Raw genomic sequence first — 16,872 nt, forward strand, 5'->3', positions numbered from 1 at the left:
CAGCGGCCTACCCTTTCGTCGTGGCCAGCGACATCGTCCCGATCCAGCTCTCCCTCACCGAGGGGGACCTCGTCACCCTGTGGGCCCCGCGGTGGCGCGAGGACGGCGAGGAGTGGGAGGCGTTCCTCGGCGACGACGAAGCGCTCTTCGCGTTTCCTGAGGTCGCCCAGCTCGCCGCGTTCGTCCGCACTGCGACCGAACACGACCTGGTGGACCACCCGGCGTGGTCGGTGGTGCCGGACCTGACCGTCGCCGAGCTGACGCCGGAGGAGACGCAGCGCTACGACATCGTCGGGGTGCCCGAGCTCGTGGCCGAGGACCCCGACACCTGGACGATCAGCGAGCTCGCCGAGATCACCGACATGGTGCGGTCGATCGCCGACGTCTGCGAGCTGGACGTCGTCACCGAGGTCGTCGACTCGGCGCCCGCCTTCGCCCTGCTGCGCCAGGGCACCCTGCCGTTCGTCGGACGCGAGGGCGCGCGGCTGTGGACGCAGCTGGTCGACACGGTCGCCGAGCGCTGGGACGAGGTCATCGACGCGCTCGACGACCTCGTCGACACCCCGGACGTCGATGCGGCGGCCCTCGCCGCGGCGGAGAAGGAGGTCGTGGTCGTCGACGAGGTCGACGAGCCCGTCCTCGCCACCGTGGGCGACGACCGGGACGAGAGCGAGGACGACGAGCCCGCCGGTTTCTGGGAGGAGGTCGGCATCGACCCGGTCCGCATCACCACCCGCGACGGCGAGTACGTCACCCTGCGCTGCTACCTCGACGACGCCCCGGTCTTCCTCGGCTCGAACGGCAAGATCGACGTCTTCCCCACCGAGCGCGCCCTCGCCCGCTGGCTCGGCGAGGACGGCGCCGACGGGCACGACCTCGTCGCCGCCTCCACGTGGTCGGAGGTCGTCGAGCGGGCGGCCGTCGGCGAGCTGGAGGTGGAGGTCGACGAGCTGAACTCCTACACCCTCACCGGGCTCGACGACGACATCGCCGAGGGCACCCTCACCGTCGACCCGTCCCAGCTGGAGCTGGCCGTGGAGCTGCTGCTGGACGTGGGCGAGTGGGCAGGCGACGACGACGCCCGCGAGGCGCTCGCCGAGTCGCAGGCCCTGGGGTGGCTGGTCTCGTTCGTGATCAAGCCCGACCCCACCCGGCTCGCGCCCAGCCCGCCGTTCGACGCGGAGGCGGCACGGTTCCGCGAGCTGGTCGAGGAGCTCACCGCGCGCCTCACCGTGCACTGACGCACCCGGACGGCCGGGCCGTCAGGCCATCAGTGCCGCGTACCCCGGCTTGATCACGTCGTTGATCAGCGCGAGGCGCTCGTCGAAGCCGAGGAAGGCCGACTTCATCGCGTTGACCGTGAACCACTGCAGGTCGGCCCACCCGTAGCCGAACGTGTCGGCGAGCGCCGTCATCTCGCTGGTCATCGACACGTCCGACATCAGCCGGTTGTCGGTGTTGACCGTGACGCGGAACCGGAGCTCGGTGAGCAGGCCGATCGGATGGTCGGCCAGCGACTTCGCCGCGCCGGTGTGCACGTTGGACGTGGGGCACATCTCCAGCGGGATGCGCATGTCACGCACGTACGCGGCGAGCAGTCCCAGCCTCGGGGTGCCGTCGGCGCCCAGCATGATGTCGTCGACGATCCGCACGCCGTGGCCCAGCCGGTCGGCGCCGCACCACTGCAACGCCTCCCAGATCGACGGCAGGCCGAACGCCTCCCCGGCGTGGATCGTGAAGTGCGCGTTCTGCTGGCGCAGGTACTCGAACGCGTCGAGGTGGCGGGTGGGAGGGAACCCGGCCTCGGCGCCGGCGATGTCGAAGCCCACCACTCCGAGGTCGCGGTAGCGCACCGCCAGCTCCGCGATCTCCCGTGACCGGGCGGCGTGGCGCATGGCGGTGAGCAGGCAGCCCACGCGGATCCGCCTGCCGCGCTCGGCGGCCCGGGCCGAGCCGACCCGGAAACCCTCCAGCACGGCCTCGACCACGTCGTCGAGCGCGAGACCCTGTTCGACGTGCAGTTCGGGAGCGAACCGCACCTCGGCGTAGACCACGCCGTCGGTGGCCAGGTCCTCGGCGCATTCGGCTGCCACCCGGACCAGCGCGTCGACGCTCTGCATCACCCCGACGGTGTGCCCGAACGTCTCCAGGTAGTGCTCGAGGGAGCCGGAGTGCGAGGCGGCGAGGAACCAGCTGCCCAGCTCATCGGCATCCGTGCTCGGCAGTCCGGCGTAGCCGACGGCGTCGGCGAGCTCGACGACGGTGGCGGGCCGCAGCCCGCCGTCGAGGTGGTCGTGGAGCAGCACCTTCGGTGCGTCCCGGACGGAGTCGATGTTCAGCGGCACGGGCACCCCGTCACGCTAGAACACGACAACCCGTCCCGGGGTGCCCGATCCGGTACGCGAGCTCCGGGCGGCGGTCACCGGTCGGGAGACGGCCGCCGGACCGCATCCTTCGCCCAGCGGGCTCCCCACCGCGGCGGCTCACTTCCCCTTGCCGCCATTGCCCTCCTTGCCGCCCTTGCCGCCGCCGTGATCCGAGACGTCGCCCCGGTTCTCCGCCCCTTGGCGGTTCGTGGCACCGCTGTTGTTCCTCGCGTTCCGGTAGCCGTCGTCCCCGTCCTCGGCGGTGCCCCCGCCCGTCCCCGGGCGGGGGCGATCGGTATCGGGGTCGGACCGGCCGGTCGGGGGCGTCGAACCGGACCGCTCGTCCCGGAGCCGCCGCGCATCGCTGCCCTCAGCGGCCCGTCCGGCGGTGGCTGCCGGCGAACGGGTCGGGGCGGGACGGGGAGCAGCAGCGGTGAGCGCGACCGCTCCCACCTGCGGAGCCGCCGGTCGGGCTGCGACGAGGGGTGGCACCACGACCGGCGCGGCCGCAGCCGCGGGCGGAGGGGAGGACGGGAGGGCCGGGGAGGACAGACCGCCGGAAGCGGCTCGGGGCGTCGATGGGGTGCCCGTGGCGGTGGTCATGACCAGCGCCCCCGCTGTGAGCACGGCACTCGCGGCAGCCGCAGCAAGCCATCTCGACCGGCGGCGCGGACGTGGTGCCGGGCCCGGTAACCCGGCCGTGTCCCCGGCCGAAGCGGTCAGCTGTGCTGCCACGGTCGCTGCGGAGGGCCGCTGGTCCGGATCATCGGCGGTCATCGCGCTCAGCAGCGACCGCAGGCCGTCCGGGAGCCCGGCGGGAACCGCGGGCCTCCGGTGCAGCCGGGCGACCGCGGACTCCACCACGTCGCCCGGGTACTCGCGCCTGCCCGTCACCGCCTCGAGCAGGATCAGGCCGAGCGCGTAGACGTCGGCCGGGGGGCCGACCGCCTGGCCCCGGACCTGCTCGGGAGCCATGTACGCCGGCGTGCCGACGACGAACCCGGTCGCGGTCACCCGCGTGGCGTCGATGAGTCGGGATACGCCGAAGTCGGCGAGGTAGGGCCGCTGATCGGCGTCGAGCAGGACGTTGCCGGGCTTCAGGTCGCGGTGCACGAGGCCCCGCTCGTGCACGTGCGCCAGTGCGTCCGCCAGGCGTGCCCCCATGGCCGCGGCCGTCCCGACCGGCACCGGCCCGCCGGCGATGCGGTCCGACAGCGTCCCCCCGTCGACCAACTGCATGACCAGATAGGCCAGGCCGTTGTCGACGCCCGTGGCGTAGAGCTCAACCAGAGCAGGGTGGCGCAGCTCGCCCAGCGCCGCCGCCTCCACGACGTGGCCCGGGCGGCGCGGGCGGGACACCTGCGGGTCGAACAGCTTCACCGCGACCGACCGTCCGGAGTGCCGATCGACTGCCCGATACACGGTTGCGGCCGCACCGGCGCCGAGGACGTCCCCGAGCTCGTAGCGCTCGGCCAGCGCGGGTACGAGGCGGTCCTCGTCGACTTCGGGCACGGGTGATCTTTCCCAGGTGCCGCTCCGCTCAACCCCTCACCGGGCTGACATGCTGATCTCCATGGCCTTCGATGGCGTTGTCGTGCTCGTGACGGGCGGCTCCCGCGGTATCGGCCGGGCTGCCGCCCTCGAGTTCGCCGCGGCGGGCGCCACGGTCGCGATCCAGTACCGCCAGGACCGTGAGGCGGCCGATGAGGTGCTCGCGGCGCTCGGCGGCGGCCCGCACATCGCGCTCCAGGCCGACGTCGCCGACCCCGCGCAGGTGCAGACCCTCGTGCGGTCGGTGGTCGACCGCCTCGGACGGGTCGACGTGCTGGTCAACAACGCCGGCGTCTACGCCCGGCACCCGGTGCTGGACACCGACTACGCCACGTGGCAGGAGGCCTGGCGGGAGACCATCGACACCAACCTGGTCGGGCCGGCGAACCTCGTGCACTGCGTGGTGCCCCACATGGTCCGCAACGGGGGCGGGCGGATCGTCAACGTCACCTCCCGGGGCGCCTTCCGCGGCGAGCCGGACCACCCCGCATACGGGGCGAGCAAGGCCGGGCTCAACAGTTTCAGCCAGTCGCTCGCCCAGGCGCTGGCACCGCACGGCATCTACGTCACCGCGGTCGCGCCGGGCTTCGTCGAGACCGACATGGCAGCGCCCTACCTGCACGGACCCGGTGGCGACGCGGTCCGGGCGCAGAGCCCGCTCGGGCGGGCCGCCACCCCGGAGGAGATCGCCAGGGTGATCGTGTTCCTCGCCTCGCCGGGCACGGAGTCGGCCGTCGGCGCGATCGTCGACGTCAACGGCGCGTCCTACCTCCGGACCTGACGGCCGGGCCCCGCCGGTGGCGTGACCTGGCCGCCCACTGGCTCCGCTGGGTGAGCGAAAGCCCTCCATACTGCTCCAATCGGGCGAACCCACTCCGAACGGGGAGCGCCGAGGGAGTGATCAACACGGGTCGCTACCCTCAGTGCGCACGGCACTCCCCGTTGTCCGGCTCAGAGGAAGCTCCCCGCCGCCATGAGCAATGACTCCACACTGTCGTTCGACCGCATGCGCGGCATGCTCATGCGAGCCGCGGAGATCCGCGACAGCGAGCAGCAGCAGATCTTCGACTCGCTCGACGAGATCCACGCCCGCCTCGCCGCACTCGACGCCCTGGGCACGATCCGCAAGCGGATGACCGAGCTGCCCGACCGCACCGAGGTCAGCGTCCTGGCCGAGCGCCTCGACGAGACGGTCGCCAAGCTCGACGCCCAGGACGCCGCGATCGCCGCCGTCATGCGGGCCGTCGAGGCGATACCCGACAAGATCGCCAAGCCGATCGCCCAGCTGGACGGGCGGCTCGACGGCATGGCCGGGCGGCTGGAGGGCGTGTCGGGCCGGATGGACGGGCTCGACGACCGCCTCGGGGGCCTGCACAAGCGCCTCGACGACCTGGACAACCGCCTCGACCGCCACGAGATGCGGCTCGACGCGATGCCGTCGTCGGTCGGCACCCCGATCAAGGAGCGGATCGACGGGATCGAGCGCACCGTCCGCGAGCAGCTCGACAACGCCGTCCGCGCCATGGACGAGTCCGACGAGGGCATGCGCAACCTCCTCGGCGACACCAGCATCGGTCTGCACCGCCGGCTGGAGGACCTGGCCGCCCGCCCCGCCGTCGACCCCACGGAGCCGCTCGACGGGCTCGCAACGCGGCTGGGGTCGCTGGCCGAGCGGCTCGACGCCGTCAGCGCCCGGCTGGACTCCCTCGAGGAGGGACTGTCCGGACGTCTCGGCTCCCTCGGCGGCGAGATCGACCAGAAGCTCGGGAAGCTCGACGCCGCGCTGGTGGCCCGGCCCGACTCCCACTCGGTCCGGACGCTCGTGGAGCAGGCCAACGAGGAGTCCGAGCGGCGCAACGCCGGCCAGCTCGACGAGGCCATGGCCACCTTCGCGGAGCTGATCCTGGGCCGTGGCGCCGCCGTCCAGTCACCTCCCCCGCCGCCCCGCCCCGCCCAGCGCCGGCAGTCGCGCAAGGTTGTCGTGAAGTCCCCCAACGGGGCGTCGGTCGGCGACATCGTCAACGACGACCCGGACGACTGACGGCCCACCGTCGGCCCCGGCCGCTCCCGCGGCGGGGCGGCCCGGCCCGGTGATGACCGTGAGACTCACGGATCCGCCCCCGCGGGGGCGGATCCGTGGATCTCGGACTGATCAAGCCGGGGCGGCCGGGGTCACCGGGTGCGGATCGTGTCCAGCAGCAGGGTGCCGCGGGCGGCGGGCTCGTCGGAGACCACCAGCCCGTCGGCCAGCGCGGCACGAGCCCCGGGCACCGCGTCGGGGGTGTCGGTGTGCAGCTCCAGCAGCGGCTGCCCGGCCTCGACCTCATCACCCGGTGCGGCGAGCAGCAGCACCCCGGCCGCGGCCTGCACCGCGTCCTCCTTGCGGGCCCGGCCCGCTCCCAGCCGCCACGCCGCCATCCCGACGGCCATGGCGTCCACCCTGCTCAGCACGCCCGAGCGCTCGGCGAGCACCGGTTCCACGTGCGTCGCGGCCGGGAGGGGCGCCGACGGGTCGCCGCCCTGCGCGGCGATCATCCGCTCCCACACGGGGTAGGCGGCGCCGGAGGAGAGCACCTGCGCCGGGTCGACGCCGGTGATGCCGGCCAGTGCCAGCATCTCCCGGGCCAGTGCCACGGTCAGCTCGACCACGTCGGCGGGGCCCCCGCCGCGCAGCACCTCCACGGACTCGGCCACCTCGAGCGCGTTGCCGACAGCGCGCCCGAGCGGCACGGACATGTCGGTGAGGACCGCGGTGGTGGCGAGGCCGTGGGCGCCGCCGATCCGCACCATGGTCTCGGCCAGCTCCCTGGCCAGCGGCTCGGTCTTCATGAAGGCCCCGGATCCGACCTTGACGTCGAGCACGAGGCCTCCGGTGCCCTCGGCGATCTTCTTGCTCATGATCGAGCTGGCGATGAGCGGGATCGACTCGACGGTGCCGGTGACGTCGCGCAGCGCGTAGAGCTTGCGGTCGGCGGGGGCGAGCGTCGGGGTGGTCGCGCAGATCACCGCGCCCACGTCGGCGAGCTGAGCGGCGATCTCCTCCAGCGACAGCGCCGCGCGCCAGCCCGGGATCGACTCCAGCTTGTCCAGCGTGCCGCCGGTGTGGCCGAGCCCGCGCCCGGACAGCTGCGGCACGGCGGCCCCGCACGCGGCGACGAGGGGGGCCAGCGGGAGCGTGATCTTGTCGCCGACCCCGCCGGTGGAGTGCTTGTCCACCAGCGGACGGCCGACGTCCGCGAGCGCGAGGACGTCACCCGAGTCGATCATCGCCTGGGTCCAGCGCGCGATCTCGTCGGCGTCCATGCCGTTCAGCAGGATCGCCATCGCGAGCGCGGCCATCTGCTCGTCGGCGACCTCCCCGCGGGTGTAGGCCGCGAGTACCCAGTCGATCTGGTCGTCGGACAGCCGCCTCCCGTCCCGCTTGGCGGTGATGACGTCGATGGCGTTCGGCAATTCCGTTCCTTCCTCAGATCCCGTTCACGACGCCCAGGCCGGTCCGATGTCGCGGGGGGCGCCCAGCACCCGGTGCCGGCCCGGTGATCGACCCATGACCCGCTTGAACGCGACGCTGAACGCGCTCTCGCTGCCGTACCCGACCCCCGCTGCGATGGAGGCGACCGTCCGCCCGCTCTCGCGCAGCGCCCGGGCCGCGGTGTGCATGCGCACGCGGAGCACGTAGTCGGCCGGGGAGGCGCCGACGACCTCCTTGAACCGGAGCGAGAAGGTCGACCGGGACATGCGCGCGATCCCGGCCAGCTCGGGTACCGACCACGGGTAGGCGAGGTCGGCGTGCATCGCGCGCAACGCGGCACCGATCTGCGGATCGAGCGACGCCCCCAGCCAGCCGCTGGTCGCCGCTCCGCCGGCCTCCGCGTACGCCCGCAGCGCCTGTAGCAGGACCACCGCGGAGAGCCGGTTCAGCATGGCCGCCCGGCCCAGCCGGTCGCCGCCCACCTCCGTGCCGAGCAGGATGATCGTCGCCCGCAGGGCGGCCGCGTCCCCGGACTCCGCAGGGATGTGGACCACCGGCGGCAGGACGCCGAGCAGCAGCGGGGCCGCGTGCACGTCGAACGTGAAGCCGGCGCCCACCAGCGTGGTGTCGTGCCCGGTACCTACGCGCGGATGCGGCCGGCGTGTCCCGTCGGGGTCCCGGTAGACGGCGTTCGCCGAGACGGCCGGGGTCTCCAGGTCGCTGCACAGCCGGTAATGCCGCCTGCCGACCACCAGGTAGCAGTCGCCCTGCTCGGCGCGCAGTGGCTCGTCACGGCCCTCGGCGGTGACCCAGCAGGCGCCCTCGACCACCGCCTCGCACCGGATGTCCAGCCGCCCGCTGAACGCGACTGCCCAGCGTCCGCCTGCGTGGAGCGGGACCCCTACCATCCCCTCGACGCTCAGCAGCGTCAGCACGTGCTCCAGGGGGTCCACCACAGCTCCGGACGATCACGAAAGGACGACGGACATCGGCAAATGGACCCTACGCGGGCCCCCCACCTAGCGTCGGTGAAGGGCGGCCCGGACGGGGCCGTGGTCGACAAACCGAGAACGAGGAGTGGCCCGTGGTCGCCGACGCGGCACATGAACGGACGCTGGTGCTGGTGCACGGCGCATGGCACGGAGCATGGGCCTGGGAGCTGCTCGTCCCCGAGCTCGCGGCCCGGAGCTGGCGTACCTCCACAGTGGACCTGCCCAGCGCCTCCGGCGATCCGGAGGCCGGGATGTACCGCGACGCCGAGGTCATCCGCGAGCACCTCGCCGGCATCGACGGCCCGATCACCGTGCTCGCCCACTCCTACGGTGGCCTGCCGGTCACCGAGGTGGCCGCCACCGTTCCGCGGGTCACGCAGCTCATCTACCTGGCCGCCCACATGCTCGACGTCGGCGAGTACGTCCTCGGGCCGACGGGCGGACCGTGGTTCGACCCGGAGGAGACGCCGCTGCTGCCGGTGCCGGACAGCTCGACGGTGCTCATGTACGCGGACGTGGCCGCCGACGTCGCAGAGGCCGCGGTGGCCAGGCTGCGACCGCAGAGCTCCCTGTCGTTCCTGGAGCCTCTCACGCGAGCGGCCTGGCGCCGGCTCCCCTCGGCGTTCGTCGTCTGCGACGAGGACCGGATCTTCCCCCCGGTGCTGGCGCAGACGCTGCCGCCGAAGGCCGACCTGGTCCGGCACCTCCCCACCAGCCACTCGCCGTTCCTGTCCCGGCCGGCCGAGCTGGCCGAGCTCATCGGCGAGATCAGCGCCGCACTGGCGGTCCTGCCCGACAAGATCAGCAACTGACCGCGGCTGCGGGGTGCGGGCCGTTCCCCGCCACGGCCAGGTGACCGCCACGGCCGTCCGAGCGAGCGAGGTCGACGTGGTGGGGGTGCGACGCTGCCGCGACCCCGCTGACGTCGACCTCGCGCGAGGAGCAGGGCCCTGCCCACCTAGCGCTGCGGCAGGTCCTCCGGGCCGAACGCGTCCGGCAGCACCTCGCGCATGGGGAGGATGCCGCGTGGGGTGTCGACCAGGCAGTCCGGGCCGCCGAACTCGTAGAGAATCTGCCGGCACCGCCCGCACGGCATCAGGAGATCGCCCGCGCCCGACCGGCAGGCCACCGCGGTGAACCGGCCGCCGCCGGTCAGGCGCAGCTGCCCGGCCATGGTGCATTCCGCACAGAGGCCGAGCCCGTACGAGGCGTTCTCCACGTTGCACCCGGTGACGACCCGGCCGTCGTCGCACAGGGCCGCCGCCCCGACCTGCAGGTGCGAGTACGGGGCGTAGGCCGAACCGGCCGCGGCCACGGCGGCCGCGCGCAGGGCGTCCCAGTCGGGCTCAGTCACCTTCGCCCCGCCGGTACTCGACGCCGATGGCGGCGGGTGGTCGTAGCCGTTGCGACGCCACGGCGAGCACCAGCAGCGTGACGAGCTGCGGTGCGTACGCCGCGAACTCCCGCGGCACGGTGTCGATCGAGAAGTAGACGGCGTACACCGCCGCTCCCGCGACCGCCGCGATCAGCGCCGCCCGCCACCGGCGCCGCGCCGCCCACAGCAGCGCGAGCCCGACCGCCAGGATCGTGGCCCCGTAGAGCAGGCCGTGGACGGCCTCGCCACCGGCCCGCAGCTGGACGCCGTCGACGTAGCCGAACAGCGCCGACCCGGCGAGCAGGCCACCGGGGCGCCAGTTGCCGAAGATCATGGCGGCGAGCCCGATGTACCCGCGGCCGCCGGTCTGGCCCTCCAGGTAGCCCAGCTGGCCGGGGTTGAGCGTGAGCGCCGCCCCGCCGAGCCCGGCGAGCGCGCCGGACGTGACCACCGCGATGTACTTGTAGGTGGCGACCTTCACGCCGAGCGACTCGGCGGCCACCGGGTTCTCCCCGCACGACCGCAGCCGCAGGCCGAAGCGGGTGTGCCACAGCACCAGGTAGCTGATCGGGACGAGCGCGAACCCGATGATGACGAGCGGCGTGAGCCCGCTGACCAGGCCGCCGAGGAGCCCCGCCACGTCGGAGAGCAGCACCCGCTGCTGGGACTCGACGGCCGCCAGCCCGTCGGCCACCGGTTGCACGGAGAACGTCTCGAACGCCTCGACCCGTGGGGACTGGCGCGGGTTCTGCGAGATCGGCTCGAACAGCAGCGTCGAGAGGTACTTCGTGACGCCCATGCCGAGCAGCGTGATCGCGACGCCGGACACGATGTGGTTGACGTTGAACGTGACGGTGGCGACGGCGTGCAGGAGCCCGCCGAGCGCCCCGAACACGATGCCGCCTGCGACCGCGGCCCACGGCCCCCACTGGTAGCCGGCCCACGCCGCGCCCCAGGTGCCGAGGATCATCATGCCCTCGAGACCGATGTTGATGATCCCCGAGCGCTCGCTCCACAGTCCGCCGAGCCCGGCGAACAGGATGGGGAGCAGCAGCAGCACCGCCGCCTGCGTGGTGCCCCGCGAGGTGAGCTGGTACTGGCCGGTCAGGGTGGCCGTGACCGAGAGGATCACGACTCCGACCACCACGACGGTCAGCACGCGCGCCCAGGTCGGGACCCGCCGCCTGCCCGGTGCGGGCGGCGGTGGCGACGTCACCGGCGCGGTGCGGAGCGTCGTCATGACGCCACCTTCTCGGCAGCCTTCTCAGCAGCCGCGGTGTCCCGTAGCTGCGCGGCGACCCTGCGCTGCTCGGCCGCCAGCTCGTAGCGCCGGACGATCTCGTAGGCGATGACCACGGACAGCACCACCGATCCCTGCATGATCAGCACGATCTCCCGGGGCACCCCGACGTTGTCCAGCGCGAGCGCGGACTTGTCCAGGAACGCCCACAGCAACGCCCCGAGCGCGATGCCCAGCGGATGGTTGCGGCCCAGCAGGGCGACCGCGATCCCGGTGAAGCCGTAGCCCTGCGGCGAGGTGAGCGTGTACGCGAAGTCGCGCCCCAGCAGCTCGGGCAGCCCGACGAGCCCGGCCACCGCACCGGAGAGCACCAGCGCGATGATCACCATCCGGCGGGCGTCGACCCCACCCGCCGTGGCGGCCGTCGGCGACTCCCCCGACGCCTTCAGCTCGAACCCGAACCGCATTCGGTTGAGCAGGAACCAGTAGCCCAGCCCGAGCAGCGCGGCCACGCCGACCATCCCGAACAGCGTGCCGCCGGAGCCGAAGGAGATGCCCGGGAACTGTCCGCTCGGCTCGATCGGGGCGGTGGAGATGTTGTTGCCCTGGAGCACCCCGAACGAGTCGGGCTTGATGAGGAACGCGATCAGGCCGGTCGCGATGAAGTTCAGCATGATCGTCGAGATGACCTCGCTGACCCCGCGGTAGGCCTTGAGCAGGGCGGCGATGCCCGCCCACGCCGCACCCACCACCGCCGCGACCACGATGATCACCAGCGTGTGCACCACCGGGGGCAGCACGAGCGCACCCCCGACGATCGCGGCCACACAGGCCGCCAGCCGGTACTGGCCCTCGATACCGATGTTGAACAGCTTCATCTGGAAGCCGATCGCAACGGCGAGCGCGGCGATGTAGTAGACGGCCCCGCTGTTGACGATGTCCACGGCCGTCGTGCCCTCGCCGACCTGCGTGATCATCACCCGCAGGGCGGTGAGCGGGGAGTCGCCGCTGATCAGCAGCGCGACCGCGCAGAGCAACGCGGCGAAGACGATCGCCAGTGCAGGCGGCAGCAGCACCGTCCGGATGCGCGTCATGCCACCGCTCCTCGCCCGTCGTCGGCGCCGGTCATCGCCGCACCCAGATCCTCCGGCGTGACGGTGGCGGGGTCGGCGTCGGCGACCAGCGCCCCGCGCAGCATCACCTTGATCGTGTCGGACAGCCCGATCAGCTCGTCGAGGTCCGCGCTGATCAGCAGCACTGCGAGGCCGCGCGCCCTGGCCTTGCGCAGCTCCTCCCAGATGCCCGCCTGCGCCCCGACGTCAACACCGCGGGTCGGGTGCGACGCGATGAGCAGCACCGGATCGCCCGAGAGCTCCCGGCCGACCACGAGCTTCTGCTGGTTGCCGCCCGACAGCGCGGCAGCAGGCACGTCGACGCTCGGTGTGCGGACGTCGAACTCGGCGACGATCCGCTCGGTGTCGCGCCGGGCGGCCGCCCGGTCGAGCAGGCCCAGCAGGCCGCCCCGGGACACCGGCGGCCTGCTCTGGTAGCCGAGCATGCGGTTGGCCCACAGCGGCTGGCTGGCCAGGATGCCGTGGCGCGTGCGGTCCTCCGGCACGTAGCCGATCCCGGCCTCGCGCCGCTCCAGCGTGCTGGCGTGGCTGAGGTCCGTCCCGGCGAGCACGACCGTGCCTGCGCTCGCCCGGCGGATACCCATGATCGTCTCGACGAGCTCGGTCTGGCCGTTGCCCTCGACACCCGCGATGCCCAGCACCTCACCGGCGTGCACCACCAGGTCGATCCCCGCGAGCAGGGGACGCGCACCGGACTCCGCGTGAAGCTCCAGCCCCTCGACGCGCAACACCTCGCGGTCGGTCACCGTGGAGTCGCGGGTCTCGGGGCTCGGGAGCTCGCTGCCGACCATCATCTCGGCGAGCTGCCTGCTGGTGACCGAGGCCGGGTCGGCCGTGCCCACCGACATGCCCCGGCGGATGACCGTGATCGAGTCGGCGATGGCGCGCACCTCGTCGAGCTTGTGGGAGATGAACAGGAACGTGAAACCGTCGGCGCGCATCGTGCGCAGGGTGTCGAACAGCTCGTCGACCTCCTGTGGCACCAGCACCGCGGTGGGCTCGTCGAGGATCACCGTGCGGGCACCGCGGTAGAGCACCTTGATGATCTCGACGCGCTGCCGGTCGGCCACCCCGAGTCGCTCCACCAGCGCGCGAGGGTCGACCTCGAGCCCCACGGTGGCGGCCAGCTCGGCGATCCGGCGCCGGGCCGCACCGCCGATGCCCAGCATCGCCTCGGCCCCGAGCAGGATGTTCTCCGCGACGGTCAGGTTGTCGGCGAGCATGAAGTGCTGGTGGACCATGCCGATCCCGGCGCGGATCGCGTCGGACGGGGAACGGAACCGGACCACGTGGCCGTCCACCGAGATCGTGCCCTCGTCGGGCTGCTGCATCCCGTAGAGGATCTTCATCAGCGTCGACTTGCCGGCGCCGTTCTCACCACAGAGGGCGTGCACCTCACCGCGGCGGACCGCGAGATGGATGTCGTCGTTGGCGACCACGCCGGGGAAGCGCTTGGTGATGCCGGTGAGCTCGACGGCGTACTCGGCCGCGCTCGTGGCCATGAGATCAGGCCTTTCGAAGGGGGACGCGGATCCGGGGGGCCGGGCCGCGCGCGGCGGCTCCCGGCCCCCCGATGGTGCCCCAGGTTCAGGACGACGACGGCGTCGAGTTGACCGTGATCGCGCCGCTGATGATGGCCGCCTTGTAGGCGTCGAGCTGGGCGGCGATGTCGTCGACCTTGCCGCCGGACGTGGCGTAGCCGACCCCGTCCACCTTCAGGTCGAAGACCTTCGGCAGCGTCGTGAGGTTCCCGGCCGCGGAGGCGTTGATGTAGTCGAAGACCGCCACGTCCACCCGCTTCAGCATGGACGTGATGATCACGTCCTTCACGTCGGCCAGGCCCGGGATGTTGTACTGGTCGGAGTCGACGCCGATGGCCGACTTGCCCGCGGCCTTCACGGCCTGGAACACACCCTGACCGGACGCGCCCGCGGCGTGGTAGATCACGTCGGCGCCCCCGTCGAGCTGGCCGGTGGCCACGACCTGGCCCTTGGCCGGGTCGCTGAAGCCGGTGAAGTCACCGGCCGGGGTGAGGTAGTCGACGTCCACCTGGATGTCGGGGGCCACCGCCTTCGCGCCCTGCACGTAGCCGGCCTGGAACTTCTGGATCAGCGGCTGCTCGACCCCACCGACGAACCCGATCTTGCAGGTCTGCGTCTTGAGCGCGGCGGCGGCACCCACGAGGAAGGAGCCCTGCTCCTCCGCGAACACCAGCGGCGTCACGTTCGGCAGCTCGACCGAGTTGTCGTCGACGATCGCGAACTTGGTGTTCGGGCTCTCGGCGGCGACCGTCTTCAGCGCGGTGGCGTACTTGAAGCCGACCGTGATGATCGGGCTGTAGCCCTCGCTGACGAGCTGGCGCAGGCGGGTCGCCGCGGCGTCCTCGCTCTCGTTCGGAGCGGCCGTCAGCTCCTTGGTGTTCTGCTTCATCAGGCCGAGCTGGCTGATCGCCCGGTCGAGACCGGCGCCTGCGGCGTCGTTGAAGGACGCGTCGCCGCGCCCACCGATGTCGAACGCCAGGCCGACCTTGAGCCCGCTCGCGTCGGCGTTCGGCAGGGGCGCCGCCGAGTTCGCGGCACCCCCCGCCGGGACCTGCGGCGCGGCGTTCTTCGCGCACGCTCCCGCGTTGGTTCCGCCGCCGGCGGAGGGCTGGGTGGTCCCGGTGTCGCGGGCACAGCCCACCACCACCAGCGCGCTGGTCAGCACGGCAGCTGCCAGCACGAATCCTCGTCTGATCCGCACTGAAGAACGCCTCCTGTTTCCGGCCGGCCCGATCTCGGACGGCACGACGGAGGGACCGTAGCCGAGCGACAGATCAGTTCACACGAAGGACTCCGCGGCGTGACCGAATCGTCGGCTCCGGTCGGTGACCACAGGATCACCCCCCGCAACCTCGCGCCACCCCCCACCCCCGCGAGTCGCCCGTTCCCGCCGCGCGAGTCGCCCGTTTTGCGCGCCCGAGTCGCCCGCTTCTGGCGCGAGTCGCACAGAGACACGGCGAGCGCTCCGCCCCTCCGCTCCCGCGCCGACCGGCCCCGTTGATCGCGGTGAGAGTCACGAATCCGCCCCTCAAAAGGGCGGACATCCGCATCCCGGACCGATCATGTCGCCGAACCGGGTCGGTGATCGCCGTGAGAACCACAGATCCGCCCTCGCAGGGGCGGATTCGCCGATCTCGGAATGATCAGGCCGGGGTGTCCGTGCTCAGCCCGGCCGCGGCCCGCATCGCGTCCACCTCACGGGCCGACTCTGATCCACAAGGCACCGGCTCATGCGTCGCGGCCGCGGCGTAATGCGCCATTGCCGAACTTGCAGCGCAACTCTGACCCCCGCCTTATCGTCCGGCCCGACCGAGCGGAGGACGGATTGCGGATTACGCGGATTCGGGCATTTCGGTCGCCGGGGCGCCCGCATCGGGTGAATGGTTTCGGCGACAGGGGGGTGCTCCTGTCACTCCGACCGTCACGGCGGTACCCGACCGTAGAGTCGCAGCGTGCGATTCCTGGGCGTGATCGCGGTGGTTGCCGCCCTTGCTGCGCCCATCACCTCCGGGCCGTCGGTCGGCTGTCCCGGTCAGCAGGTGCCTCCGCCGCCGCCGGCCCCGACCGAGGTCGTCGGGCCTGCACCGGAGCCGCTGCCCTGGCCGGCCGAGCCGGTGGGAGGTCCGCAGCTGGGTGGCTGCGGGGAGATCGGAACGGACGGCGCACCGCAGGTGGGAGCCGCGTCGTGGGTCGTGGCCGACCTGGACTCGGGTGCCGTGCTCGCCGCCCGAGCGCCGCATGCGCGGCACCGGCCTGCGTCAACCCTCAAGGTGCTCACAGCGCTGGTCGCGCTGCGGAACCTCGACCCGGACGCGGTGGTCGGCGCCACGACGGAAGACATGCAGATCGAGGGCAGCAAGGCCGGCATCGGGGCCGGGGGCCGCTACACGGTGCGCCAACTGCTGGCCGGCCTGCTCCTCAACTCCGGCAACGACACCGCCCAGGCTCTCAGCCGCGCGCTCGGCGGCGACCCCGTCATGCTGGCCCGGATGACCGCCGTTGCCCGCGAGGTGGGTGCGCTCGACACGCTCCCGGCCACGCCATCCGGGCTCGACGGGCCGGGGATCGCGTCGTCGGCCTACGACCTCGCGGTCCTGTTCCGCGTGGCGATGCGGAACCCGCTGTTCGCCGGCACGCTCACCACGCCGTCCGTGCCCTTCCCCGGATACGGCGACCGGCCGGGGTTCGCGTTGTCGAACACCAGCAGGCTGCTGGCCCGCTATCCCGGTTCCCTCGGTGAGAAGACCGGGTTCACCGACGCCGCACGGCACACGCTCGTCGGGGCTGCCCAGCACGGCGGCCGACGCCTCGTGGTCGCGCTGATGCGTGGCGAGCAGCATCCCGAGCCGATGTGGAGACAGGCTGCGGCGCTCCTGGACTGGGGCTTCGCCCAGCCGATGGACAGAACACCGGTCGGCACCCTCGTGGACCGGGCACCGGTGGTCGCCCCCACAGCAACGAGCGACGCTCCCCCACCGGCCGTGGCAGCGAGCGAGCCGGCCCCGCCGAGCACCCAGCCGGAACTTCCCCTCCTGCCGATCGGGATCGCCGTCGTGGTCGGCGCAACGGTCGCCGTGGTCGCGGTGGGGCGCCGGTCCCGCAGCTGAGGCCAACGGGTTCCGGGCGACTCGCGCACGCGAAACGGGCGACTCGCGGGGACGGGGCGGGCGACTCGCGCACCCGAAGTGGGCGACTCGCGGGG

14 protein-coding genes are annotated in these 16,872 nt (G+C 72.7%); 5 read left to right on the forward strand and 9 right to left on the reverse strand.

All coding sequences use genetic code 11. From position 1 onward, the window contains the following. Nucleotides 1-20: 20 nt before the first annotated feature. Entirely contained in the window at nt 21-1,241 is a 1,221-nt protein-coding gene (locus ACQPZA_RS32065) for a primosomal protein (protein WP_433275786.1), read from the forward strand. A gap of 21 nt (nt 1,242-1,262) precedes the next feature. Here the strand turns inward: ACQPZA_RS32065 and ACQPZA_RS32070 are convergent, their stop codons facing one another. Beyond that, entirely contained in the window at nt 1,263-2,351 is a 1,089-nt protein-coding gene (locus tag ACQPZA_RS32070) for an adenosine deaminase (protein ID WP_433275787.1), read from the reverse strand. A gap of 132 nt (nt 2,352-2,483) precedes the next feature. After that, nucleotides 2,484-3,878: a protein kinase domain-containing protein gene (locus tag ACQPZA_RS32075; protein WP_433275788.1), complete on the reverse strand. Its 1,395-nt coding sequence runs from the start codon at nt 3,876-3,878 to the stop codon at nt 2,484-2,486. A gap of 61 nt (nt 3,879-3,939) precedes the next feature. Here ACQPZA_RS32075 and ACQPZA_RS32080 point away from each other — a divergent pair, with 61 nt between their 5' ends. Next, nucleotides 3,940-4,698, forward strand: coding sequence for an SDR family NAD(P)-dependent oxidoreductase (locus ACQPZA_RS32080; protein ID WP_433275789.1), 759 nt, complete (start codon nt 3,940-3,942; stop codon nt 4,696-4,698). Between the two features lie 192 nt (nt 4,699-4,890). Further along, nucleotides 4,891-5,958: a PA containing protein gene (locus ACQPZA_RS32085; protein WP_169395233.1), complete on the forward strand. Its 1,068-nt coding sequence runs from the start codon at nt 4,891-4,893 to the stop codon at nt 5,956-5,958. Between the two features lie 131 nt (nt 5,959-6,089). On the opposite strand, the gene ACQPZA_RS32090 is transcribed toward ACQPZA_RS32085, so the two are convergent. Beyond that, nucleotides 6,090-7,370, reverse strand: coding sequence for a thymidine phosphorylase (locus tag ACQPZA_RS32090; protein ID WP_433275790.1), 1,281 nt, complete (start codon nt 7,368-7,370; stop codon nt 6,090-6,092). Between the two features lie 24 nt (nt 7,371-7,394). Then, the gene (locus ACQPZA_RS32095) at nt 7,395-8,345 is read right to left on the reverse strand and encodes an AraC family transcriptional regulator (RefSeq protein WP_433275791.1); all 951 of its coding nucleotides are present in this window, start codon (nt 8,343-8,345) and stop codon (nt 7,395-7,397) included. 128 nt (nt 8,346-8,473) lie between these two features. Here ACQPZA_RS32095 and ACQPZA_RS32100 point away from each other — a divergent pair, with 128 nt between their 5' ends. Next, nucleotides 8,474-9,193 carry an alpha/beta fold hydrolase gene (locus ACQPZA_RS32100; protein ID WP_433275792.1) on the forward strand — a complete coding sequence of 240 codons (720 nt, stop codon included), beginning with the start codon at nt 8,474-8,476 and terminating at the stop codon, nt 9,191-9,193. A 146-nt stretch (nt 9,194-9,339) separates the two neighbouring features. On the opposite strand, the gene ACQPZA_RS32105 is transcribed toward ACQPZA_RS32100, so the two are convergent. From ACQPZA_RS32105 to ACQPZA_RS32125, 5 genes are all read right to left on the reverse strand, one after another. After that, nucleotides 9,340-9,735 (reverse strand): cytidine deaminase, encoded by a 396-nt coding sequence (locus ACQPZA_RS32105; protein ID WP_433275793.1) that lies wholly within the window; start codon nt 9,733-9,735, stop codon nt 9,340-9,342. After that, on the reverse strand, nt 9,728-10,996 hold the full coding sequence (locus ACQPZA_RS32110; RefSeq protein ID WP_433275794.1) for an ABC transporter permease: 1,269 nt from the start codon (nt 10,994-10,996) through the stop codon (nt 9,728-9,730). The genes ACQPZA_RS32105 and ACQPZA_RS32110 overlap by 8 nt, the downstream gene beginning before the upstream one ends. Beyond that, complete coding sequence (locus tag ACQPZA_RS32115) at nt 10,993-12,090, reverse strand: ABC transporter permease (protein WP_433275795.1); 1,098 nt, start codon at nt 12,088-12,090, stop codon at nt 10,993-10,995. The genes ACQPZA_RS32110 and ACQPZA_RS32115 overlap by 4 nt, the downstream gene beginning before the upstream one ends. Further along, nucleotides 12,087-13,631 carry an ABC transporter ATP-binding protein gene (locus ACQPZA_RS32120; RefSeq protein WP_433275796.1) on the reverse strand — a complete coding sequence of 515 codons (1,545 nt, stop codon included), beginning with the start codon at nt 13,629-13,631 and terminating at the stop codon, nt 12,087-12,089. The genes ACQPZA_RS32115 and ACQPZA_RS32120 overlap by 4 nt, the downstream gene beginning before the upstream one ends. Nucleotides 13,632-13,716: 85 nt before the next feature. Beyond that, nucleotides 13,717-14,850 (reverse strand): BMP family lipoprotein, encoded by a 1,134-nt coding sequence (locus tag ACQPZA_RS32125; RefSeq protein ID WP_433275797.1) that lies wholly within the window; start codon nt 14,848-14,850, stop codon nt 13,717-13,719. Between the two features lie 772 nt (nt 14,851-15,622). Between ACQPZA_RS32125 and ACQPZA_RS32130 the strand changes: the two genes are divergently transcribed. After that, entirely contained in the window at nt 15,623-16,777 is a 1,155-nt protein-coding gene (locus ACQPZA_RS32130) for a D-alanyl-D-alanine carboxypeptidase family protein (protein ID WP_433275798.1), read from the forward strand. The last annotated feature ends 95 nt before the right edge of the window (nt 16,778-16,872 follow it).

Source organism: Pseudonocardia xinjiangensis, assembly GCF_050948425.1.
In the GTDB taxonomy this organism is placed as follows: Bacteria; Actinomycetota; Actinomycetes; order Mycobacteriales; family Pseudonocardiaceae; genus Pseudonocardia; species Pseudonocardia xinjiangensis.

Coding starts and splice junctions, on each gene's coding strand:
- ACQPZA_RS32080 (WP_433275789.1), top strand. CDS start 3,940: ATGGCCTTCGATGGCGTTGTCGTGCTCGTGACGGGCGGCTCCCGCGGT.
- ACQPZA_RS32110 (WP_433275794.1), bottom strand. CDS start 10,996: ATGACGACGCTCCGCACCGCGCCGGTGACGTCGCCACCGCCGCCCGCA.
- ACQPZA_RS32120 (WP_433275796.1), bottom strand. CDS start 13,631: ATGGCCACGAGCGCGGCCGAGTACGCCGTCGAGCTCACCGGCATCACC.
- ACQPZA_RS32115 (WP_433275795.1), bottom strand. CDS start 12,090: ATGACGCGCATCCGGACGGTGCTGCTGCCGCCTGCACTGGCGATCGTC.
- ACQPZA_RS32085 (WP_169395233.1), top strand. CDS start 4,891: ATGAGCAATGACTCCACACTGTCGTTCGACCGCATGCGCGGCATGCTC.